General features: G+C 64.3%; 22 protein-coding genes. 16 read left to right on the top strand and 6 right to left on the bottom strand.

Annotated elements, in window-relative coordinates; all coding sequences use genetic code 11:
- Window positions 1–105: 105 nt before the first annotated feature.
- The 12 genes from ACYQ8E_RS12675 to ACYQ8E_RS12620 all read left to right on the top strand — a co-directional run bounded on the left by ACYQ8E_RS12675 (window position 106) and on the right by ACYQ8E_RS12620 (window position 10,176).
- A complete protein-coding gene (locus ACYQ8E_RS12675; protein ID WP_157471658.1) occupies window positions 106–414 on the top strand; it encodes a hypothetical protein in 309 nt (102 codons plus the stop codon).
- A 131-nt stretch (window positions 415–545) separates the two neighbouring features.
- Window positions 546–1,340, top strand: coding sequence for an NAD(+)--dinitrogen-reductase ADP-D-ribosyltransferase (locus ACYQ8E_RS12670; protein ID WP_066722716.1), 795 nt, complete (start codon window positions 546–548; stop codon window positions 1,338–1,340).
- Between the two features lie 2 nt (window positions 1,341–1,342).
- On the top strand, window positions 1,343–2,677 hold the full coding sequence (draG, locus tag ACYQ8E_RS12665; RefSeq protein WP_157471656.1) for an ADP-ribosyl-[dinitrogen reductase] hydrolase: 1,335 nt from the start codon (window positions 1,343–1,345) through the stop codon (window positions 2,675–2,677).
- Between the two features lie 115 nt (window positions 2,678–2,792).
- Entirely contained in the window at window positions 2,793–3,029 is a 237-nt protein-coding gene (locus tag ACYQ8E_RS12660; RefSeq protein ID WP_066722713.1) for a hypothetical protein, read from the top strand.
- Window positions 3,030–3,033: 4 nt separating this feature from the next.
- Window positions 3,034–3,336, top strand: a complete 303-nt coding sequence (locus ACYQ8E_RS12655; protein ID WP_066722711.1) for a hypothetical protein — start codon at window positions 3,034–3,036, stop codon at window positions 3,334–3,336.
- Window positions 3,337–3,813: 477 nt separating this feature from the next.
- Window positions 3,814–4,677 carry a nitrogenase iron protein gene (nifH, locus tag ACYQ8E_RS12650; protein WP_066729567.1) on the top strand — a complete coding sequence of 288 codons (864 nt, stop codon included), beginning with the start codon at window positions 3,814–3,816 and terminating at the stop codon, window positions 4,675–4,677.
- A gap of 70 nt (window positions 4,678–4,747) precedes the next feature.
- Entirely contained in the window at window positions 4,748–6,190 is a 1,443-nt protein-coding gene (gene nifD / locus ACYQ8E_RS12645; RefSeq protein WP_066722708.1) for a nitrogenase molybdenum-iron protein alpha chain, read from the top strand.
- Between the two features lie 144 nt (window positions 6,191–6,334).
- Window positions 6,335–7,795 (top strand): nitrogenase molybdenum-iron protein subunit beta, encoded by a 1,461-nt coding sequence (nifK, locus tag ACYQ8E_RS12640; RefSeq protein ID WP_459861060.1) that lies wholly within the window; start codon window positions 6,335–6,337, stop codon window positions 7,793–7,795.
- Window positions 7,796–7,921: 126 nt separating this feature from the next.
- Complete coding sequence (gene nifX / locus ACYQ8E_RS12635) at window positions 7,922–8,299, top strand: nitrogen fixation protein NifX (RefSeq protein ID WP_066722702.1); 378 nt, start codon at window positions 7,922–7,924, stop codon at window positions 8,297–8,299.
- 30 nt (window positions 8,300–8,329) lie between these two features.
- Window positions 8,330–8,599, top strand: a complete 270-nt coding sequence (gene fdxB / locus ACYQ8E_RS12630; RefSeq protein WP_066722691.1) for a ferredoxin III, nif-specific — start codon at window positions 8,330–8,332, stop codon at window positions 8,597–8,599.
- Between the two features lie 52 nt (window positions 8,600–8,651).
- Complete coding sequence (locus ACYQ8E_RS12625) at window positions 8,652–9,020, top strand: NifB/NifX family molybdenum-iron cluster-binding protein (RefSeq protein WP_066722689.1); 369 nt, start codon at window positions 8,652–8,654, stop codon at window positions 9,018–9,020.
- A gap of 280 nt (window positions 9,021–9,300) precedes the next feature.
- The gene (locus ACYQ8E_RS12620) at window positions 9,301–10,176 is read left to right on the top strand and encodes a radical SAM protein (RefSeq protein ID WP_066722686.1); all 876 of its coding nucleotides are present in this window, start codon (window positions 9,301–9,303) and stop codon (window positions 10,174–10,176) included.
- A 36-nt stretch (window positions 10,177–10,212) separates the two neighbouring features.
- Here ACYQ8E_RS12620 and ACYQ8E_RS12615 read toward each other — a convergent pair whose 3' ends face one another.
- Both ACYQ8E_RS12615 and ACYQ8E_RS12610 read right to left on the bottom strand, forming a co-directional pair.
- Window positions 10,213–10,578 (bottom strand): 4a-hydroxytetrahydrobiopterin dehydratase, encoded by a 366-nt coding sequence (locus ACYQ8E_RS12615; protein ID WP_066722684.1) that lies wholly within the window; start codon window positions 10,576–10,578, stop codon window positions 10,213–10,215.
- 25 nt (window positions 10,579–10,603) lie between these two features.
- Entirely contained in the window at window positions 10,604–11,683 is a 1,080-nt protein-coding gene (locus ACYQ8E_RS12610; protein WP_066722681.1) for an ADP-ribosylglycohydrolase family protein, read from the bottom strand.
- 193 nt (window positions 11,684–11,876) lie between these two features.
- Here ACYQ8E_RS12610 and ACYQ8E_RS12605 point away from each other — a divergent pair, with 193 nt between their 5' ends.
- On the top strand, window positions 11,877–12,047 hold the full coding sequence (locus tag ACYQ8E_RS12605) for a YwbE family protein (RefSeq protein WP_442856871.1): 171 nt from the start codon (window positions 11,877–11,879) through the stop codon (window positions 12,045–12,047).
- 74 nt (window positions 12,048–12,121) lie between these two features.
- Window positions 12,122–13,453, top strand: a complete 1,332-nt coding sequence (locus tag ACYQ8E_RS12600; protein ID WP_066722676.1) for an APC family permease — start codon at window positions 12,122–12,124, stop codon at window positions 13,451–13,453.
- Window positions 13,454–13,455: 2 nt separating this feature from the next.
- On the opposite strand, the gene ACYQ8E_RS12595 is transcribed toward ACYQ8E_RS12600, so the two are convergent.
- Complete coding sequence (locus tag ACYQ8E_RS12595; protein ID WP_459861059.1) at window positions 13,456–14,724, bottom strand: Glu/Leu/Phe/Val family dehydrogenase; 1,269 nt, start codon at window positions 14,722–14,724, stop codon at window positions 13,456–13,458.
- 187 nt (window positions 14,725–14,911) lie between these two features.
- Here ACYQ8E_RS12595 and ACYQ8E_RS12590 point away from each other — a divergent pair, with 187 nt between their 5' ends.
- Window positions 14,912–16,135, top strand: a complete 1,224-nt coding sequence (locus tag ACYQ8E_RS12590) for a permease (protein WP_066722672.1) — start codon at window positions 14,912–14,914, stop codon at window positions 16,133–16,135.
- A gap of 95 nt (window positions 16,136–16,230) precedes the next feature.
- The gene (locus ACYQ8E_RS12585) at window positions 16,231–16,524 is read left to right on the top strand and encodes a sll1863 family stress response protein (RefSeq protein WP_066722670.1); all 294 of its coding nucleotides are present in this window, start codon (window positions 16,231–16,233) and stop codon (window positions 16,522–16,524) included.
- Between the two features lie 61 nt (window positions 16,525–16,585).
- Here ACYQ8E_RS12585 and ACYQ8E_RS12580 read toward each other — a convergent pair whose 3' ends face one another.
- The 3 genes from ACYQ8E_RS12580 to nifE form a co-directional block, all read right to left on the bottom strand.
- Window positions 16,586–17,590 (bottom strand): nitrogen fixation protein NifQ, encoded by a 1,005-nt coding sequence (locus tag ACYQ8E_RS12580; protein ID WP_066722661.1) that lies wholly within the window; start codon window positions 17,588–17,590, stop codon window positions 16,586–16,588.
- Window positions 17,591–17,692: 102 nt separating this feature from the next.
- Entirely contained in the window at window positions 17,693–18,985 is a 1,293-nt protein-coding gene (nifN, locus tag ACYQ8E_RS12575) for a nitrogenase iron-molybdenum cofactor biosynthesis protein NifN (RefSeq protein WP_066722659.1), read from the bottom strand.
- Window positions 18,973–20,325: a nitrogenase iron-molybdenum cofactor biosynthesis protein NifE gene (gene nifE / locus ACYQ8E_RS12570; protein WP_066722656.1), complete on the bottom strand. Its 1,353-nt coding sequence runs from the start codon at window positions 20,323–20,325 to the stop codon at window positions 18,973–18,975. The genes nifN and nifE overlap by 13 nt, the downstream gene beginning before the upstream one ends.
- Window positions 20,326–20,476: the final 151 nt, after the last annotated feature.

The raw sequence follows: 20,476 nt of genomic DNA, 5'->3' as shown, positions 1-20,476 counted from the left end.
TAGGGTTTATACTCTCTATTTACTACCATGTCAATGTGTTTTATGTTTTTTTATACTACTGTATTTTACCGTAAATTAAATACAGAGCTGGGCAGCCGCTACGGGGTGCATCCCAACCAGATCACCAACTGGAAGCGGCAGGCCATCGACAATATGGCCGAGACCTTTGCCAGCAAGGCGGAACGTACCCGCAGCAACGATGATCCCCAGATCAAGGAGCTGCATGCCAAGATCGCCCTGGACCGCACTCTGCTGGGGGATCGACGGACAGATCGCGGTCAGGAGTCCCCACCCGGCAGCAGTAACCATGGCTCGGCTGCAAGGATCCGACTTACCTGGCCGGGGCCCTCGCCGCCATTGCCGCGGGTGTCGTCGCCCCCTGACCAGCGCCGGATAACTCTTCTCGGCATCTGATATGCACTAGACCCCTGTCGTTCCCGCTCATCGCTGCGGAAACCGGGGTTTTGTGCCTTGCCACGGGCAACGGCCGGCGCCCTCTGCGTAATTTTTAGACAAATTCGCCCGCGAAGGAGTCGGCAAGGGTCATGCTCGGGACTTCTCTCAACCTCTGCAACCTCCCCCCCTGGGCGATCGCCTCGCGGCACTTCAACCGGCACCCCCAGCCGATCGAGGTGCAGGGGGTGGCGAGCAGCGGCAAGCCGCTCTTCGACCGGCTCGGCACCGTCGCCGAACCGTTGCAGCGCGGCGCGCTCTTTCACGACTTCATGGATGTCCGCTTCCAGCTCCACCAGTGGGACAACCAGGACTCCCACAGCAGCCGCAAGGCGCTGAAAAACAGTTACCTGCGCTTTTTGCGCGGCTGGCTCTTCGACAGCAACTCCCTCGAAGGGGCGGTCCTCAAGGGGTGGGTGGAGTCGCGGCTGGGGATCCCGCCCCTCTTTCACAAGGAACCGATCGGCGACATCCACTCTGCAGCCTATTACCAGTACCTCGGCGAACGGATGAAGGGAGCGGCGCGGGCCAGCGCCATCCTTGGCCAGCTCGACCTCCTCTACGGTTTTGTCCAGTACGAATTGCAGCGCCGCCATCCGGACCTGAGTCACCTCACCCTCTATCGCGGCATTTACGATTTTTCCGAGCACCAGGTTCTGGCCGAGGAGAGTCCGGGCCACTACCTGCTGCAGCTCAACAACCTCAACTCCTTCACCGACGATTTCGAGAAAGCCTGGGAATTCGGCAACCGGGTCATCAAGGCCGCGGTCCCCCTGGCCAAGGTCTTCTTCTGCAGCGGGCTGCTGCCGAAATCGCTCCTCAAGGGGGAGGGAGAATACCTGGTGATCGGCGGCGAGTTCGAGGTGCAGGTCCTGACCGGAGGCTGACGATGGCACGGGCGGAACTCGAAGCAGCGGCGCGGGCCGTCTTTCTCGGAGTCGCCCTCGGCGACGCCCTCGGCGCGACCACCGAGTTCATGACCCCGGGGGAGATCCGGGCCCGCTACAAGCTCCACAACAAGATCCGGGGCGGCGGCTGGCTCGGGGTGAAGCCGGGCCAGGTCACCGACGACACCGAGATGTCGCTGGCGCTGGCGCGGGCGCTGATCGCCGCCGGCGGCTGGGACCTGCAGGGGATCGCCGAACAGTTTCTCGCCTGGATGCGCAGCAAGCCGATCGACATCGGCTCCACGGTGCGCAAGGGGATCGTCGGCTTCATGCGCAAGGGGAGCCTGGAGGTTCCCTACAACGAGTGGGATGCCGGCAACGGCGCGGCGATGCGGATGGCCCCGGTGATCCTGCAGACCCTGGGCGATGACGACCTGCTGCGGCGCTGTGCCCTGGAACAGGCGCGGCTGACCCACAACCATCCCCTCTCCGACGCCGCCTGCGTCACCCTGGGGAAGATGGTGCAGGCAGCGATGCTCGGCGCCGACCGTTTCCAGCTCCACGCCCTGGCGCGCGAGCTGATCGCCGCCTGCCCGACCTTTCACTTCAACCACTACAAGGGGCTGGCGTCGGGCTATATCGTCGATACCATGCAGACGGTCTTTCACTATTTCTTTTCCACCGCCAGCTTCGAAGAGTGTCTGGTCGGGGTGGTCAACCAGGGGGGGGACGCCGACACCACCGGGGCGATCGCCGGCATGCTCGCCGGCGCCTTTTACGGCATCGACGCGTTGCCGAAGCAGTGGCTGCGCAAGCTCGATCGCCAGGTCCGGGAAGAGGTCGAGACAGCGGCGGTCGCGCTGCTGAAGATTTCTCCCTGGGTCCTGCGCGACACTCCCTTCCGGGAACTCTCCGGCGACCTCTGGGAGTTTCACCAGCAGGGCTGCGTGGTGGCGATCACCACCAACGGCAAGGTCGGCGGCAATGGCCGCAACGTCATGGCCCGGGGGACCGCCCGCCAGGCCGCCGAGCGTTTTCCCGCCCTGCCGCAGCGCCTCGGCGAACTGATCCGCCAGCACGGCAACCATGTCTTCGATCTCGGAAACGGGCTGGTCAGCTTCCCTGTCGAGCACACCCCCTGGGAGGTGCCCGACCTGCAGCTGATCCGCCAGTCGGGGCGGGAGCTGCGCGCCCTGGCCGACGACCGGGGGTGGCAACGCATCATCGTCCCCCGCCCCGGCTGCGGCGGCGGTGGCCTCTCCTGGGGCGAGGTGCGCCCCCTGCTCGAAACTTGCTTCGACGACCGCTTCTGGATCATCCAGGCCCCCGCCGCCTGAAGGGCTGGGCCGGCTTCACTCATCCGAGCGGGACAGCGTCGTCCCCGAAACAGGCAATGGTGCCCGCGGCCAAGCGTCTCGCTTGCCGCGGGCTTTTTCCCAAAGGAGTCCAGTCATGACCAGCACAAAAGACCTGTTGTCGGTCGCCAGCGCGGCCGCGGCCCTGAAAACGACCCCTCTCAATATCCTGATGCACATCAAGAAGGGCCTGCTCGCCGGCGAGGAGATCGACGGAAGCTGGTTTGTATCCGGTGCCTCCCTCGACAGGTTCCGCGCCGAGGCGGGGGCGGCGGCCCACGGCAGCCTCTGTCAGGGGAAGAGCCACTGCGGCGGCTGCGGCGGCAAGGAGTAACGCGATGCGACTCCTTATCAAACCATCGGACCTGCGCTACAAGTACCGGCACAACAGTCCGGCTCGCGACCTCCCCCCCTTCGTCGGCAAGCCGGACGAGCGCCCCTTCGACCGGGACAGCCTCCATGAGGTCATCAACATGTCCCAGGTGGTGATGGCGGACCTCGGTTCCGACAGCGGTGTCGTCCTCGAAACCCTGGAGGAAGTGATGGTGCAGGAGATGCCGGCCTTTTTGAAGACGCGGGAGGAGGTCTTCGATTTCCTCACCATCGTCATGACGGAGAAGCTGGCCCGGGCCCGGGACTGATCCTTTTTGGGCAGACCCGGCTGGCGTTGCCCAATTTCTATGCAGCAAGGGGTTGCCGGCCACTGCCGGAGCCGAAGCCGGAGACCGATTTTTTTCGGAATCAAAAAAAGATTCATGCAAATTCGATAGGTTGGCCGATCAATCTGGCCGCTTGGCACAGGCCATGCTATAAATTGAAAGCGAATCCGGAAATCAGCGCACGGCGCAGTGCACTGGTTCTTCCCCCAGGCAAAGAGGCCCAAAAGATGTCGGCAGGTCGCCGAACCTTCTTTTGGGCTTTTTACGTTGCAGACAATTTTTGAACAGCAGAAGCGGCACCACGGTGGCGCTGCTTCGGGCAATGGCGCCCGGCCTGAAAACTCCCGTTCAGGCCGGGCGCTCCATTTTCAAGAGCATGGCTTCTCCGGCGCAGCGCCGCTGGCGGGCCGACCAACATCCACCCAGAAAGAGAGGATCCCCGTCATGGAAGAGAAAAAAATGCGTCAGATTGCAATCTACGGTAAAGGCGGCATCGGCAAGTCGACCACGACCCAGAACACCGTCGCCGGCCTCGCCGCCCTCGGCAAGAAAGTCATGATCATCGGCTGCGACCCGAAGGCCGACTCGACCCGCCTGATCCTCCACGCCAAGGCGCAGGAGACGGTCATGGACAAGGTCCGCGAGCTCGGCACCGTCGAGGACCTCGAACTCGAAGACGTCCTCAAGTGGGGCTACGGCGACATCAAGTGCGTCGAGTCGGGCGGCCCGGAGCCGGGCGTCGGCTGTGCCGGCCGCGGCGTCATCACCGCCATCAACTTCCTCGAAGAAGAGGGCGCCTACACTCCCGACCTCGACTTCGTCTTCTATGACGTCCTTGGCGACGTCGTCTGCGGCGGCTTCGCCATGCCGATCCGCGAGAACAAGGCCCAGGAGATCTACATCGTCGTCTCCGGCGAGATGATGGCAATGTACGCCGCCAACAACATCTGCAAGGGGATCGTCAAGTACGCGGCAAGCGGCAGCGTGCGTCTCGCCGGCCTGATCTGCAACAGCCGCAACACCGACCGCGAGGCCGACCTGATCGAGGCGCTGGCCGCCAAGCTCGGCACCCAGATGATCCACTTCGTCCCCCGCGACAACCAGGTGCAGCGCGCCGAACTGCGCCGCATGACGGTCATCGAGTACTCCCCCGAGCACAAGCAGGCCGAGGAGTACCGGCAGCTGGCGAAAAAGATCGCCGAGAACAAGATGTTCGTCGTCCCCACCCCGCTGGAGATGGAAGAGCTCGAAGAGCTGCTGATGGAGTTCGGCATCATGGAAGCGGAGGATGAGACCGTGGTCGGCAAGGCGGAGAACGCTTAAATCGGCGCAGAAATCTCATAGGACCTATATGACCTATAGGTCCCATAGGACCTTTCAAGGAGATTTGACCATGGCAGAGCGAAAGCCCATCCCGGGCGTTAGCAAGGAAAAGACCGAGAAGCTGATCAAAGAGACCCTGGCGGCGATGCCGGCCAAGGCCCAGAAGAAGCGTGCGCCGCACCTGGGCGCCAACGAGCCGACCGCCTCGACCTGCGCGGTGAAGTCGAACAAGAAGGTCGTCCCCGGCGTCATGAGCCAGCGCGGCTGCGCCTATGCCGGCGCCAAGGGGGTGGTCTGGGGGCCGATCCGCGACATGGTCCACGTCTCCCACGGACCGATCGGCTGCGGCGTCTACAGCTGGGGGACGCGGCGCAACCTGATGCAGGGGATTCCCGGCGTCACCTCCTTCCCGATGGACTTCACCTCCGACTTCCAGGAGCGCGACATCGTCTACGGCGGCGACAAGAAGCTGGAGAAACTGCTGCAGGAGGCCGACGAGCTCTTCCCCCTCAACAAGGGGCTCTCGATCCTCTCCGAGTGCCCGGTCGGCCTGATCGGTGACGACATCAACGCCGTCGCCAAAAAGATGGAGAACGAGCTCGGCAAGCTGGTCGTACCCTGCAACTGCGAAGGCTTCCGCGGCGTCTCCCAGTCGCTGGGTCACCACATCTCCAACGACTCGATCCGCGACCACATCATCGGCAAGTTCGAATTCCCCGAACCGGCCGGCCCCTACGATGTCGCCCTGATCGGCGACTACAACATCGGCGGTGACGTCTGGGCGGCGAAACCGATCCTCGAAGAGATCGGCCTCAACGTCAAGAGCGTCTGGACCGGCGACGGCGAGGTCGAGAAGATCGGCGCCACCCATTCGGTGAAGCTGAACCTGATTCACTGCTACCGCTCGATGAACTACATGTGCAAGGTGATGGAAGAGAAGTGGAACATCCCCTGGCTCGAGTACAACTTTTTCGGTCCGAGCAAGATCGAGGAAAGCCTGCGCGCCATCGCCGAGCGTTTTGACGACACCATCAAGGAAAACGTCGAGAAGGTGATCCAGAAGTACAAGCCGGTGATGCAGGCGGTGATCGACGAGTACAAACCGCGCCTCGAAGGAAAGACCGCCATGCTCTTCGTCGGCGGCCTGCGCCCCCGCCACACCGTCGGCGCCTACGAGGACCTCGGCATCCAGATTACCGGCGCCGGTTACGAGTTCGCCCACCAGGACGACTACGACCGCACCTCGCCGGAGCTGGCCAAGGGGGCCTTGATCTACGACGACGTCTCCGAGTTCGAGCTGGAGAAATTCGTCGAGGAGTTCAAACCCGACCTGGTCGGCAGCGGCATCAAGGAGAAGTATGTCTTCCAGAAGGCCGGTATCCCCTTCCGCCAGATGCACAGCTGGGACTATTCGGGCCCCTACCACGGCTACGAGGGGTTCAAGGTCTTCGCCCGCGACATCGACATGGCGATCAACAGCCCGACCTGGAAACTGGTGAAGTCGCCCTTCTAAAAGGAAATCTGCCACAGAGGCACAGAGCCACCGAGAAGGTCAAATTCAGAAACTCTCGGGTTGTGGGACTAAACCCTGAAAATTTTGGTTTGCTCTTCCTCTGTGTCTCCGTGTCTCTGTGGCAAAAACCAAGGAGTAATCGCCATGAGCGAATCTGCCGTTAAAAAAGTGACCGAGACTCCGGCCAGCGAGATCGAGCGGGTCAAGGAATGGATCAACAGCGAAGAGTACAAGGAGAAGAACTTCGCCCGCGAGGCGCTGGTCGTCAACCCGGCCCACGCCTGCCAGCCCCTCGGCGCCCAGATGGTCGCCAGCGGCTTCGAAGGGGCCCTCCCCTTCGTCCACGGCTCCCAGGGGTGCGCCTCCTACTTCCGCAGCACCTTTTCCCGCCACTTCCGTGAGCCGGCGGCGGCGACCTGCGACGCCATGACCGAGGACGGCGCCGTCTTCGGCGGCCAGAACAACCTCTTCGAAGGACTGGAGAACGCCTACGCGCTCTACAAGCCGAAGATGATCCCGGTCTACACCACCTGCATGCCCGAGGTCATCGGTGACGACCTCACCGCCTTTATCCGCAACGCCAAGACCAAGGGGCACCTGCCGGAGGAGGTTTTGACCCCCTACGCCAACACCCCGAGCTTCAACGGTACCCATATCCACGGTTACGACTCGATGCTCAAGAGCATCCTCGAAACCCTGACCACCGACCAGAAGATCGAGGGCAAGTGCACCGGCAAGCTCAACCTGATCCCGGGCTTCGACGGCAACACCGGCAACCTGCGCGAGTACAAGCGCATCCTTGAGCTGTTCGGCATCCCCTACACGCTGATGGCCGACATCTCGGAGGTCTTCGACACCGTCTGCGACGGCAACTACCGGCTCTATCCTGGCGGCACCAAAATTGAAGACGCCGCCGAGTCGATCAACGGCAAGGCGACGATCTCGCTGCAGAAGTATTCGACCCTCAACACCATGAAGTGGATCGAGGAGGAGTACAGCGGCGAGAAGCTGGTGATGCCGATGCCCTTCGGCATCCAGAAGACCGACGAGCTGCTGCTGAAGCTCTCCGAGCTCTTCGGCAAGCCGGTCCCGGAGAAACTGAAGGAGGAGCGCGGCCTCGCCGTCGACGCCATGACCGACGCCCACCAGTACCTGCATGGCAAGAAGTTCGCCGTCGCCGGCGACCCCGACTACCTGATCGGCATCGTCTCCTTCCTCCTCGAGATGGGCGCGATCCCCTACCACGTCCTCTGCTCGCGCACCAACAAGAAGTTCGAGAAGGAGATGAAGGCTCTGCTCGCCTCCTCTCCCTTTGGCGCCACCGGCAAGGTCTACATCAACAAGGACCTCTGGCATTTGCGCAGCCTGCTGGTCACCGATCCGGTCGACGGCATCATCGGCGACACCCACGCCAAGTGGGCGGCCCGCGACTCCAGGATCCCGCTCTTCCGCATCGGTTTTCCGATCATCGACCGGGTCAACCTCCACCGCAGCCCGGTAATCGGCTACCAGGGGGCGGTCAACATGCTGACCATGATCGCCAACAAGTTCCTCGATATCAAGGACGAGACCTGCGAGAACCAGTGGTTCGAAATGATGCGTTAACCCAGTGACGGGGGTCGGCGGAGGCGATCGGGCCTTCCCCGCCCCCGTCCCCCCTTGCGCGAGGATCCGATGATCCGTACCCGCAGATTCGACATCGTTGGCGGCCGGGCCGGGAAAGGATTGCATATGAAAGTGGCATTCGCCAGTACGGACAAAATCCATGTCGACGAGCACTTCGGCCGGGCCGAATCCTTCTTCATCTGGGAAGTCGGGATTGAGGAAGCCGCCTTTTCCGGCCTGGTACAGGTCAAGACCGAAGGGGCCGACGAGGCCGACCGCATCGAGGCCCGCTGCGCGGGACTCGCCGACTGTGCCCTGGTCTACGTCGCCGAAATCGGCGGCCCGGCAGCGGCTCGGCTGGTCGCCAAGAAGATTCACCCGATCAAGAGCAAGGAACGCGAGCCGATCACCGCCGTGGTCGAAAAGCTGCAGGAGGTGCTCCGCAACAGCCCGCCGCCGTGGCTGCGCAAGGCGATGCTGAAAGGCGAACGGCCGGCAACCTAAACCCATAAACCAAGGAAGAGGAGAGATCCCATGGCTTATCTCACCGGAATTACCCGTGGCGGTGCCAGCTGGACCCCCACCTTCGCCGAAACCATCGACCCGGAGAAGTGCATCGGCTGCGGCCGCTGTTTCAAGGCCTGCTCCCGCAAGGTCCTCGGTCCGGAAGACCTGGTCGATGAAGAGACCGATTCGACCCGCATGGTGATGACCATCGCCAACCCGGACAACTGCATCGGCTGCGCCGGCTGCGGCGTCACCTGCCCGAAGAAGTGCTTCAGCTTCAAACCGATGGAAGTCTGAAGACCCTAAAGCAGAGGATCCATACATCGTATGGGTCCTCTGGGAGGTTCCCATGCTTATCGCCGTCGCATCCAAATCCGGGCTCGAAGTCGACCAGCACTTCGGCCACGCCGAACGTTTTCTGATCTACGACTGCGCCGGAGGGGCGCCGCGCCAGGTCAAGGAGGTCGCGGTCGAGAAGTACTGCTCCCTCGATCCCGACCATCCCTTCCGTCATCGCCAGTTCGACGCCATCGTTGCCGCCCTGCAGGGGTGCAAGGCGGTGGTGACGGCCATGATCGGCGATTATCCGAAGCAGGAGCTGGCGAAAGCCGGCATCACCGCCATCAGCGCGGTTGGCCCGATCGGTCCGGCCCTGCTCACTGCCCATGGCAACCTCTGCGGTTGCGGCTGCCAGGGTCCGAAACGCTGCGGCTGCTGAAAATTTAACGTTCCAGAGCTGCAATTGCCTCAGGCATGGGCAGGGGGAACAATGAGGGTTCCTTTCTGCCCCTTTTTTTGGTCCTTCCAGGGTTGGCACGTCTGATGCTATAAAAAAGACGGCACCCAAGGTACAAAGTTGTACCGACCTGAACTTGGCAACGAAGCCCCGCTGCGCATATGCGCGGTCGGGGCTTGATTTTTTTCAGGAGCTTGGCAACGGCGCTTCCGGCTTACACCCGGGAGCGCCGTCGTCTTTTTGCAACGAAAGGAGCAACGCCATGGCCAGCGGTTGTCCGATGATGAAGGCCAACGTCCAGAGCGATCATCCCTGTTTTGGCGGCGATCACAGCAAGGCGGGGCGTATCCACCTGCCGGTCGCCCCGGGATGCAATATCAAGTGCGGTTTCTGCGAACGCAAGTTCGACTGCGCCAACGAAAGCCGCCCCGGCGTCACCAGCCGCGTTCTCACCCCCGAGCAGGCGGTGGAGCGGGTCCGGCTGGTCAAGCGCCACATGGAGAAGCAGGGGGGCGCGCAGCTCAAGGTGGTCGGCATCGCCGGTCCCGGCGACCCCCTCGCCAACCCGAAGACCTTTGAAACCTTCCGCCAGGTCCGGGCCGCCTTTCCGGAGCTGACTCTCTGCCTCTCCACCAACGGCCTGCGCCTGCCGGAGATGATTGACACCATCCTCGCCTACGACGTCCACAGCCTGACCGTCACCATCAACGCTCTCACCCCCGAGACCGGTGCCAGGGTCTACGAATGGATCAAGGTCGACGGTCAGCGCCTGCAGGGGGAGGAAGCGGCGGCGCTGCTGCTGGCGAAGCAATTCGCGGGGGTGAAACTGGCGGCGGCGGCCGGGATGCTGGTCAAGATCAATCACGTCTACATCCCCGGCGTCAACGATCACGAGACCCTCGACCTGGCGGTCAAGGTGCGGGAACTCGGCGCCAGCATGATGAACATCATGCCGGTGATCCCGGTCGGCCTGTTCAAGGAGATCGAGCGCCCATCCGACGCCACCATGGAGATGGTCCGCAACCAGGCCGAGCTGATCCTCTCCCAGGCGCGCCATTGCAAGCAGTGCCGTGCCGACGCCGCCGGCGTCGTCGGCCAGGACATCGACCTCGAGGCGCTGCACACCCTGGCAAGCTGAAAGGTTCACCCACGCGCCCTGCCGACGGCCGCGGACTCAGCCTTGACCGGTCGGGTCCGTCCTTGCCGCCAATAGCGCGTCGGTTTTGGCGGCCATGATGAAGTCGTTGCGGTGCAGGCCGCCGATCTTGTGGGTCCACCACTGCACCGTCACGCGCCCCCACTCGGTGAGGAGCGCCGGGTGATGCCCCTCAGCCTCGGCCAGCTCGCCGACCCGGTTGCTGAAATCGAGGGCCTGGCGGAAGTTGCGGAAGGGAAAGCGCCGGGTCAGCCGGCCGATGCCGTCGACCTCGACGATCTCCCAGTCGGGCAACTGCTCCAGATAGGCGGCGATTGCGTCTGCCGTCGCCGGCGGCACCTGGCCACGGCAGGCTTCGCAGTGCTGCTCGGTCAAGGTTCCCATCCCCGAACTCCTTTCCCTCTCCACTTCACCCGGCGGCCTGCGCCGCCAGCTCTCCGGCCAGTTGCACCAGCAGGTCCCGTTCTTTCAGCCCGTCGATGAAACGCTGCGGAATCTTGCCAAGTCCGACCTGCGCCCCGACCAGGGCGCCGGTCAGCATCGCCCGCGCCTGGTTCTGGCCGCCGCCGTTGATGGCGTGCAGCACCGCCGCCTCGAAGTCGTCCCGGAAGCGGGCGGCGAGGTAGTAGGCGGCCGGCAGCTGGTGGAAGATGGCGCAAGGCATGCCGTAGACGATCGAGACCTTCCAGGCCGGTTCGATGCGAATCTGCGGGTCGGCTGCGGCCGCAGCCATGTAAGAAGGGGTGAGCAGCGCATCGGGGGAGGCAAAGCGACCGACGCGGGGCGGGTCGGGGTCGCCCGGCCGCGGCGGCTGCAAATCCTCGGCGGTGACGGCGTGAAAGGGGAGTTCGCCCTCCTTGACCAATTTCATCAGCCGATCGGAGATCCTGGTATCCAGCGGGTGCCCCTGCACCAGCTGGCCGAGGAGGGCGCAGTAGGCGACGGTCATCGCCACCACCAGTTCGTCCCCCTGGGTCAGCACAGTGTTGGCGGTGACCTGGCGTGCCAACTCCGCCGGCTGCCGGGCGTAACGCACGGCGATGGCGAGGACGCGTTCGATCGCCTCGGTGGTATCGGCATGGCCGCCGGTCTCCCCCCAGGGACGCCCCTGCTCCACCCGCCGTCGCCAGGCTTCGCGGATCGACTGGCTGGTGTAGCCGCCGGGGCCGCCCATCGGGGTGCCGTCGAGGAGCGGGAAGAGCTCTGTGTCGAGGCGCCGGCAGAAATCGGCCTCGTCGTACGCCCCGCGCGCCACCAGCGACTGCAGGGTGAGCTTGAGGATGATTCCGGCCTGGGAGAGCTCGCCGGCCTTGAGCCCGGCATGGTAGCGCCCCGGCCTGGGATCGGTGTAGTCGCCGATCCAGTCACCGTAGTCGCGGCGCAGCTCGCCAAGATCGTAGTACCAGTGCGGTCCGAGCCCGAGCGCGTCACCGATGAAGGCACCGAGCAGGGCCCCCGCCGCCCGGTCCTGAAGTGATAAAGTTGACATGCTTGACTCCTCTTCGGATAGTTGAAATCGACCGAAACCTCTGCGGCCATTATACACCGGGCGGAAATTCAGAGGCGCCTCGGACACCGGACAAAGGATTCCCCGGGCGAGCCGAATCGGTTATGGTAGCTGCCGGGCAACGAAGGGAGGCAAGAGCGTGGCGGGAGAATATCGTAACGAGCTGCGCCCCGGGATGCGGGTGGCGATCGTGCGCAAACAGGACCAGCGCAGCGGCACCCTGACCGTGGGAACCATCGACCGGTTGCTGACCAGCAAACCCTATCATTCCCGGGGGATCAAGGTCCGCCTGGAGGATGGGAAGGTGGGACGGGTCCGGCAGATCGATCCCGGCGCGGAAGGGTAAAACCGGCCGGGAGTGCTGCCGCAGGGGGTCCGGAATGCTATGCTGGAAGGAGGCAACCGGAAGGCGGGAGGAGCATGAGCGGCAAGCAAGCGGAGATTGGCTTTTTCGAAGCGACCGCCATCGGCATCGGCGGCATGGTCGGCGGCGGCATCTTCGCCGTCCTCGGGCTGGCGGTGCAACTGGCACGGGGTGGGGCACCCCTCGCCTTCGCCCTCGCCGGCATCGTGGCGCTAGTCACCGCCTACTCCTTCTCCCGGCTGGCGGTCTGCTTCCCGAGCCAGGGGGGGACGGTGACCTTTCTCGACCGCGCCTTCGGCCCCGGGCTTTTCACCGGCACCCTCAATATCCTGCTCTGGCTCAGCTACATCGTCATGCTCTCCCTCTACGCCTACGCCTTCGGCAGTTACGGCGCCACCTTCTTCCCCACGGCCGACCAGCTCTTCTGGAAACATCTCCTGATCAGCGCGGCAATCTTCGCCATTACCGGGCTGAACCTCCTGAGTGCCGACCTGATCGGCAAGGCCGAGGACGGGGTGGTCGCCGTCAAGCTCGTCATCCTCCTCCTCTTCGTCGGCCTCGGCCTGCGCACCATCGACCCATCCCGGCTGGCGGTTGCCGCCTGGAGTCCGGCCCTCGACCTGGTGACCGGCGGCATGATCATCTTCCTCGCCTACGAAGGTTTCGAGTTGATCGCCAACGCCGCCGGCGACACCCGCAATCCGGATAGGGTCCTGCCGCGAGCCTTCTTCAGCGCCACCGGTTTCGTGCTGGTCCTCTACGTGCTGATCGCCGCCGTCGCCGTCGGTAACCTGCCGGTCGATCGCATCGTGGAAGCCAAGGACTATGCCCTCGCGGTCGCCGCCAAGCCCTTTCTCGGCCAGAGCGGATTTCTGCTGATTACCGTGGCTGCGTTGCTGTCGACCGCCTCGGCGATCAACGCCACCCTCTACGGTGCGGCGCGGCTCAGCTATGTCATCGCCAAGGACGGCGAACTCCCGGAACTGCTGGCAAAAAAAGTCTGGAACGAACCGCTCGAAGGACTGCTGATCACCGCCGGGGGGACACTGCTGATTGCCAACCTCTTCGACCTCTCCAGCCTCTCGACCATGGGGAGCGCCGGCTTCCTGCTGATCTTCGCCGCCGTTAACGGCGCCAACGCCCGCCTCGCCAGCCGCACCGGCAGCCACCGCTGGCTCTCGCTGACAGGGGCGGGCCTCTGCCTCGCGGCCCTTGTCGCCCTCCTCTGGCAGACCCTCAGCGACCGTCCCGCCCGGGTGCTGGTGCTGATCGGAATGCTCGGCCTCGCCTTCGCCATCGAGGCCGGCTTCCGCCTCGCCACCGGTCGGCCGCTGCGGGTCGCGACGGACCTCCGGGAGGAAAAGGCAGACCCGAACGACCCGTCATGAGATCAGAACCCCCGCAGCTCAATGGCCTCGATAGTCCGTTCCAGACCAAGCTGGTAGGCCGCCAGTCGATAGGAGATGTCCGACGCCTCGGACCGTTCCCGGACTTCCCGCCATGCATGCTGCAGCCGGTCGGTCAACTCCCGGTTGACCCGATCCTCGGTCCACTGGTACCGCTGCCGGTTCTGCACCCATTCGAGGTAGGAAACGGTCACGCCACCGGCGTTGGCAAGGACATCGGGGACGACAACCACACCTCTCTCCCGCAGCATCTGATCCGCCTCGCTGGTCACCGGCAGGTTGGCCGCCTCGACCACCATCCGTGCCTTGACCCGGTCGGCATTGCCACGGTGAATAACTCCGCCGATGGCCGCGGGGATCAGCAAATCGACTTCGAGGGCAAAAAGTTCTTCGCTCGAGATCGTCTCACCCTCCACCGCCAGGTCGGGAACCGCACCTCCCGGCTGATCCTGCACCGCCTTGACCATCCCTTCGATGTCCAGACCCGCTGCCGAGTATTTTCCTCCCTCCACATCGACCACCGCGACCACCTTTGCCCCCTGGTCGGCGAGGAAGCGGGCGGTATGGCTGCCGACATTGCCGAAGCCCTGCAGGGCGACGGTGGCGCCGTCGAGCCGGATCCCGGCGGCCTCGGCGGCCCAACCCGCCACCAGCGCTACGCCACGTCCGGTGGCGGCGAGACGGCCGGGTGAACCGCCGAGCGCCAGTGGCTTGCCAGTGACGACTCCCGGCTCAAACCCTGCCTGCAAGGCATAGGCATCGACAATCCAGGCCATCTCCTGAGGCCCGGTCCCCATATCAGGAGCAAGAATATCCCGGTCCGGGCCGATGATCATCGCGACCCGTTCCACGTAACGCTTGGTCAGGGTCTCCCGCTCGCGACTGGAGAGCTGCCGCGGGTCACAGTTGACGCCCCCCTTGGCGCCGCCGAAGGGGAGGTTCAGGACCGCGGTCTTCCAGGTCATCAGCTGTGCCAGGGCCACGAAGTGGTCCATGTCGACATCGGGGTGAAATCGCAATCCGCCCTTAAAGGGACCGCGGCTGTGTTCGTGCTGAACCCGGTACCCATAAAAGACCGAGACCGAACCATCGTCGCGATTGAGGGGGAGTTCAAAACGTGTCTCCCGGTAAGGAGCGCGCAACAGGTTGCGCACCTCGTCCACGGTTTCCAGGCGATCGAAAGCTTCTTCGAGAAAATGTTCACAAGTCTGACGTGGGGAAAAGGTTCCCCCGGATTCTTTTTCCGCAGCCATTGGCTTCCCCTTTCCGCTGGAGGCGATGGGAACAGGTCGCCGGAAACAGCCCGGGCCGACCACGGTGCCTCCCGCTGATTCTCTTCAATTATAACCCCAAGTGTCCGCTTGGTTGACGGGACGACTCCGCACGCTAAACTTAAACTATCGTAATATCAGCTAGATAATAAAATAAAAAGGATATGGAATGTTCACCCAGGAATTCTGGAGCCTGTACGGGCAGGCCGTAAAAACCTCCCTCGGATTTTTCTGGAAAGCCGGCTGGGCCTTTATCTTCGGGTACTTTGTCAGCAGCATGATCCAGGTCTTTGTCTCGAAAAAGAAGCTGACGCCCTACCTCGGCACCCCCCGGCCGCGGAGCCTCTCCCTGGCGGCCCTGTTCGGGGCGATCTCCTCTTCCTGCTCCTTCGCCGCTCTCGCCACCGCCCGCGCCCTCTTTCTCAAGGGGGCCCACTTTATCGCCGCCGTCGCCTTCATGTTCGCCTCCACCAACCTGGTGATCGAACTCGGCATCCTGATCCTGATCTTTCTCGGCTGGCAATTCCTGGCGGCCGAGATTGTCGGTGGCTTGCTCCTCATCGTCATCAGCAGCCTGCTGATCCGGCTCAGCTATCCGCGGCGCTGGATCGAAGAGGCGCGGAAGGAGATGGAAGCAAAGGCGGAAGAGGAAGAGGATTTTGACTGGAAGGAGCGGATCACCAGTCGCCAGGGGTGGCAGATGGTCGGCAACAAGTTCGTCATGGAATGGCAGATGGTCTGGGAGGAGATCCTGATCGGCTTTACCGTCGCCGGCTTCGTTGCGGTCTTTGTGCCGGAAAGTCTCTGGGCGAAGATCTTCCTCATCGACGCCGGTGCCGCCCTGCCGCAGTGGCTGCAGGCCCTCGAAAACGCCCTGGTCGCACCTTTCGTCGCCGCCCTGACCTTCATCGGCTCGATGGGGAATATCCCTCTCGCCACGGTCCTCAATGCCAACGGGGTAATGTTTGCCGGGATCATGGGGTTTATCTACTCGGACCTGATGGTGCCGCCGCTGGTGGCCGTCAACGCCAAGTATTACGGCTGGCGGGTAGCCCTCTACATCGCCGGCATCATGTACCTCGCGATCGTGGCCACGGCGCTGATTCTCCACTACAGCTTTGCCGCCTTCGGCATCACCCCCCACAGCGCCCGCAGGGTGGAAGAGATGACCCGCTTCGGCTTCGACTACACCTTCTGGCTGAATCTCTGCTTCCTCGGGGTGACGGGCGCCCTGATCTTTCTTCATCGCCGCCATCGCCAGGAGCAGTCGGAAGAGATGTCCATGGAGATGGGTGGCGGCCATTTGAGCCCGAAACGGGTCGTGGTCTGGCTCGCCCTGATTCTCCTGGTCGGCGGCCTTGTTGCTCTCGCCCTGACCAGCGGCCAATCCTAGCTTCCGTCGGGTGAAAAACCGGGCCTTACGGGGCCCGTGGTAAGATGAAAGGGCAAAGTCACTTGTCAGAACGTTCATCCCGAAAGGAGAAAACGATGACGACACAGGAAGCCTATGTCGAAAAAGTGAAGTCGAAAATCGACCAGTGGAACGCTGAAATCGAAAAATTCCAGGCCAAGGCCCGCGGTGCCAAGGCCGATGCCCGGATCGAGTATGAGGAGCAGGTCGAAGAACTCAAGGACCGGCGCGACGCTCTGCAGGAGAAGGTTGCCGACCTAGAAAAGGCCGGTGGGCAGGCCTGGGAGGATTTAAAGGCGGGCGCTGAGAAGGCTCTCGGCGAGGTTGAATCGGCCTTCGCCAAGGCGCGTGACCGTTTCACGCTGCACTGATCGTCCGTCCCTACCTGAAAAAGGGGGCGGACGATGAGGAGGGGAGGGGTTCGCTGTCATCTCATGATTCTTCCGGGGCAAAGCAGAGGGAATAATCGCTGCAGAGCCCGCAATCGGGTGCCTTGCACATGACTCCCCCCTTCAGGTCGCAGACCTGGCGGAAGAGGAATCGCTTCCAGCGCATCCCCCGGCTGTTGGCCGCGGTCAACGCCGGGAGGTGGCGCCGAATCGCGGCGCTCAGTTCCGGCCGGGCGAAGAGGCCCATCGCCACCCAGAGATGCCCCGGATGGGCGGCGCGGGCGGCGAGGATCGCGGCGAGCCAGCGGGGCGCCGGGTCGTCTCCCCCTGCGGGGAGGTGGGAGTGCAGCACCGCCAGTACGCCGGCATTGACCAGGGGCGGCCGCTTCCCCCTCTCCCCCGATTCCAGGGTCGCGGGAGCGACACCCGGAAAGTAGCGCTGCAGCAGTGCGGCCAACTCCCACTCGTCGAGGCCGAGGGCGGCGGCCAGCGACCAGGGTTCGGCAGCGGCCACCGTCAGCAGGCAGGCGAAGAGGTGGCGGTCTTCCGCCGCGACCGCGCGCGGGGCCGGGCTGGCCAGCAAGCGGCGATAGACCGGGTCGGCGGCCGTCACCCGCGGCCCGTGTTCGACGGCAGCCGGGTCATGGGCGACCACTGCTACCGCATGGTCTTCACTGCGGGCACTGGCCAGGGCGGCCTGGAGCGCGGCCACCGCCAGCTCGGCGCAATAATCCCGCTCCGTCGGCAGGCCGTTGAGGACTGCGGCGACCGCGGCCGGCGCTATCGCCGCCGCCGCTTCGAGATCCTTCCCCTCCGCCAGTTCGGCGGCGGCAGCACAGGCGGCGATGGTAAAGCCGCAACCGAAGACCTGGAACCGGACCTGCGTCACCTGCCCGGCATCGATCCGCAGGGCAAAGCGCACCGCCAGGCGCCGGCCGGCCTCTTCCGGTCCGAGGCCGACCTCGCCGGTCCCATCGGCACGGTCGAGGGTGCCGGTGTAGCGGCTGTCGGTAGCGTAGCGGCGGATGGTGTCGGTGTAAGAGCTCATTTCAAAAGCCAATCCTGGGGCGCATGGGACAACTGGGACCGATCGGACCTTTGTGGTTCATAAGTCCCAGTGGTCCCATGCGTCCCATTCTTTTCATTGGTCTCACCACCCCTGCTCCTCCCGCCAGCGACTGGCGGCATTGGCCAGCGCGCAGAGGAAATAAGCGCCCCCCTCGTAGAGGACGTCGTTCTGCAGCTGGTTGCCGACCTCTTCCCAGTTGGGATAGCCGCGCACCACCAGCCCCTTGTGGCAGCGATGGGCAATCCCGGCCCCGTGGAAGTTGGTGATCAGCAGGTCGTACTCGGCGGCGAAGTCCTCGGCATCCTCCAGGTCCCCGACCAGGACCTGCGCCGCCGGGACCTGCTCCAGCTGCGGCGCATCGACTGTGGCGATCGCCGCCCTGACCTCTCCCCCCGCCTCACAGAGGGCGGCGACCTGGCCGGCGAGGTGGTCGGGTTCGGCGGCGACGAGGAAGCGGGTCTGGCCGAGGGCGAAGTGACAGTCGAGCAGGGCATCCTGCAACCGCTTGCGCCAGCATGCCACCGCCGGCGGCGGCGCACTGAAACCGGTCTCGGCGAGAAGCAGCGCGACCAGCCGGTCGGTCGCCGCCAGCCCCTGCAGGTGGTCAAAGTGGTGATGGCGCATTGCCGGGTTCTTTTTGGTCAGCGCCTCCCCGGCGGCACGCATCGAGGCACCGACGCTGAGCACCAGCCCGGCGTCGCCGAGGGTGCGAATCTCTTCGACGCCGATGCCGCCGCTGGAGAGGGCGCTCTGCTTCTCGCCGAGGTGGCCGTCGAGAGAGGTCGAGAGGTCGGGAAGCGCAAGCACCTCGAAACCGAAGCCGGCGATGAACTCCTTGATCTTCTCTACCTCGATCGGCGTCAGGCTGACGTGGGGCAACAGGACCAGCTTGGTATCGTCGACCAGCTCCGTCGCTGTTACCAGCTGTTCGATCATCGCTCTGACCGTCAGCGCCCAGCCGCTCTCTAGCCCTCCCTCGTAGTCGGGGGTGTTGACCCAGACCAGCGGGAAGTCGATCTTGCCGGCCACGCCGCGGATGTCGTCCCCCTTGGTCTCGGTGAGGCCGGTGGTGTGCAGGCCGATCAGCTGCGGGGTCACCTTGGCGGTGATGTTCTTCACCGACTCGACGATGCTGTAGTCGCCGCCGTCGAGGATTGCGGTGATGTCGGTCACCGCCGTGGTCTGGATCGCGATCGGCTCGGCAAAATGGCGGGTCAGGTAGACCTTGGTGAAGGAGGTGCACCCCTGGCCACCGTGCATCAGCGGCATGCAGTTGTCGACGCCGAGAAAGGCGAGGGTCGCCCCCATCGGCTGGGAGAGGCGGTGCGGATTGACCTGCAGCGGCTTCGGTGATTTGTGGACTACTCCTCCCATGGCGCCCTCCTGGCGACGTTGCGGAAGACCGGGGTTTCCAGGGCGTGCCGGAGATCCTCGGCGAGGTTGAGCAGGCCGCGGTAGCCGCCGTAGCTCTTCTTCTTCTCCTGGTTGACGTCGGCGAAGGCGATCCCCTTCTTGATCGCGGTGTAGAGGCTGCGCCCACCGGCGAGGAGGAGGTCGGCCTTGGTATCATCGATGATCTTCGCCTGTTCCTGGCCCGGCTTGGTCATCAGCACCCCGCCGGCACCGAGGTACTGGCGCGCCTTCTCCCGGTCGTCCTCCGTCGACTTGCCGACCGCCGTCGCCACCACCTCGATGCCGAGGTCCTGCAGCGCCGCGGCGATCGACCAGGCCTTGTTGCCGCCGGTGTTGAGGACCGCCTTCTTGCCGGCGAAGAGGGCCCGGTAGGGGGCGAGCTCCTGCTCGAGGCGTGCCTCCTCGCGCTCAATCAGCGCCCGGGTGCGGGCGATCAGTTCGGCGTCGCCGAGGGCGGTGGCGATGGCGAGCAGCCCGTCGCTGGTGTCGCGCTTGCCGTAGAAGGAGAGGGAGATCGAGGGGATGCCGTATTTCTCTTCCAGCTTCCGGGTCAGGGAGACGAGCGACTTGGCACAGACCAGCACGTTCAGCTTCGCCCGGTGCGCGGTGCGGATCGCGGCGACCCGGCCGTCTCCGGAGAGGGTCGAAAGGACATGGATGCCGAGCTCCGCGAGGAGCGGCGTGTATTGCCACATGTCGCCGGTGACGTTGTAGTCGCCGATCAGGTTGATGTCGAAGGGGGTGGTGGTCTCGGGCTCGGCGGTGCCGATCAGGCTGGCCAGCACCGCTTCGCCGCCGAGGCGGCTGCCGAGGTTCTTGCTGCCGACGAAGCCGGGGGCATGCACCGGCACCACCGGCAGGCCATGTTTTGCCGCCGCCTGTTTGCAGAGGAGGTCGAGATCGTCGCCGATCAGGGCGGTGACGCAGGTGGCGTAGACGAAGACCGCCTGCGGGGCGTAGCGGCCGACCACGTAGTCGACCGCCAGCAGCAGCTTCTCTTCGCCGCCGAAGACGACATCGTTGGTGGAGATGGCGGTGGTGAACCCCATCTGGGTCAGGTCCCGGCCCGGCCAGCTGGTCCGGGTGGCGCGGGTCTCCCAGGAGGAGCCGAGGCAGGTGATCGGGCCATGCACCACGTGGGCGGCGTCGGCATAGGGGAAGAGGGCGATCTGCGCCCCTTCGAAGGCGCAGCCGCCGGTCGTCGCTCCCGGGGTCGGGGCGTTGCAGGCACTCTTTTTGGTCTTGTTGTGGGCGCAGGCCTGCTCGTCGAGCAGGTCCTTGATTTTCGGTTTATTCGCCAAGGTCTGATCCTTTCCGAAAACTGGGCAGAGTCGGAAATCAGCTCCTTCGCGGCATTGGGAGGGAGGCGGCCTGGTCCGGCAGCGTTGGCGGGGCAGGGAGTCGGGATGATGACGCATTACAGAACTGCAAAAGTCTCGCCATGCTGGCAAG

It is taken from the genome of Desulfuromonas carbonis (genome assembly GCF_054658035.1).
The sequence above is the reverse complement of the archived record's forward strand: the minus strand, read 5'-3'. Positions and strand labels throughout refer to the sequence as shown.

Coding starts and splice junctions, on each gene's coding strand:
- ACYQ8E_RS12670 (WP_066722716.1), top strand. CDS start 546: ATGCTCGGGACTTCTCTCAACCTCTGCAACCTCCCCCCCTGGGCGATC.
- draG (WP_157471656.1), top strand. CDS start 1,343: ATGGCACGGGCGGAACTCGAAGCAGCGGCGCGGGCCGTCTTTCTCGGA.
- ACYQ8E_RS12660 (WP_066722713.1), top strand. CDS start 2,793: ATGACCAGCACAAAAGACCTGTTGTCGGTCGCCAGCGCGGCCGCGGCC.
- ACYQ8E_RS12655 (WP_066722711.1), top strand. CDS start 3,034: ATGCGACTCCTTATCAAACCATCGGACCTGCGCTACAAGTACCGGCAC.
- nifH (WP_066729567.1), top strand. CDS start 3,814: ATGCGTCAGATTGCAATCTACGGTAAAGGCGGCATCGGCAAGTCGACC.
- nifD (WP_066722708.1), top strand. CDS start 4,748: ATGGCAGAGCGAAAGCCCATCCCGGGCGTTAGCAAGGAAAAGACCGAG.
- nifK (WP_459861060.1), top strand. CDS start 6,335: ATGAGCGAATCTGCCGTTAAAAAAGTGACCGAGACTCCGGCCAGCGAG.
- nifX (WP_066722702.1), top strand. CDS start 7,922: ATGAAAGTGGCATTCGCCAGTACGGACAAAATCCATGTCGACGAGCAC.
- fdxB (WP_066722691.1), top strand. CDS start 8,330: ATGGCTTATCTCACCGGAATTACCCGTGGCGGTGCCAGCTGGACCCCC.
- ACYQ8E_RS12625 (WP_066722689.1), top strand. CDS start 8,652: ATGCTTATCGCCGTCGCATCCAAATCCGGGCTCGAAGTCGACCAGCAC.
- ACYQ8E_RS12620 (WP_066722686.1), top strand. CDS start 9,301: ATGGCCAGCGGTTGTCCGATGATGAAGGCCAACGTCCAGAGCGATCAT.
- ACYQ8E_RS12615 (WP_066722684.1), bottom strand. CDS start 10,578: ATGGGAACCTTGACCGAGCAGCACTGCGAAGCCTGCCGTGGCCAGGTG.
- ACYQ8E_RS12610 (WP_066722681.1), bottom strand. CDS start 11,683: ATGTCAACTTTATCACTTCAGGACCGGGCGGCGGGGGCCCTGCTCGGT.
- ACYQ8E_RS12605 (WP_442856871.1), top strand. CDS start 11,877: ATGCGGGTGGCGATCGTGCGCAAACAGGACCAGCGCAGCGGCACCCTG.
- ACYQ8E_RS12600 (WP_066722676.1), top strand. CDS start 12,122: ATGAGCGGCAAGCAAGCGGAGATTGGCTTTTTCGAAGCGACCGCCATC.
- ACYQ8E_RS12595 (WP_459861059.1), bottom strand. CDS start 14,724: ATGGCTGCGGAAAAAGAATCCGGGGGAACCTTTTCCCCACGTCAGACT.
- ACYQ8E_RS12590 (WP_066722672.1), top strand. CDS start 14,912: ATGTTCACCCAGGAATTCTGGAGCCTGTACGGGCAGGCCGTAAAAACC.
- ACYQ8E_RS12585 (WP_066722670.1), top strand. CDS start 16,231: ATGACGACACAGGAAGCCTATGTCGAAAAAGTGAAGTCGAAAATCGAC.
- ACYQ8E_RS12580 (WP_066722661.1), bottom strand. CDS start 17,590: ATGAGCTCTTACACCGACACCATCCGCCGCTACGCTACCGACAGCCGC.
- nifN (WP_066722659.1), bottom strand. CDS start 18,985: ATGGGAGGAGTAGTCCACAAATCACCGAAGCCGCTGCAGGTCAATCCG.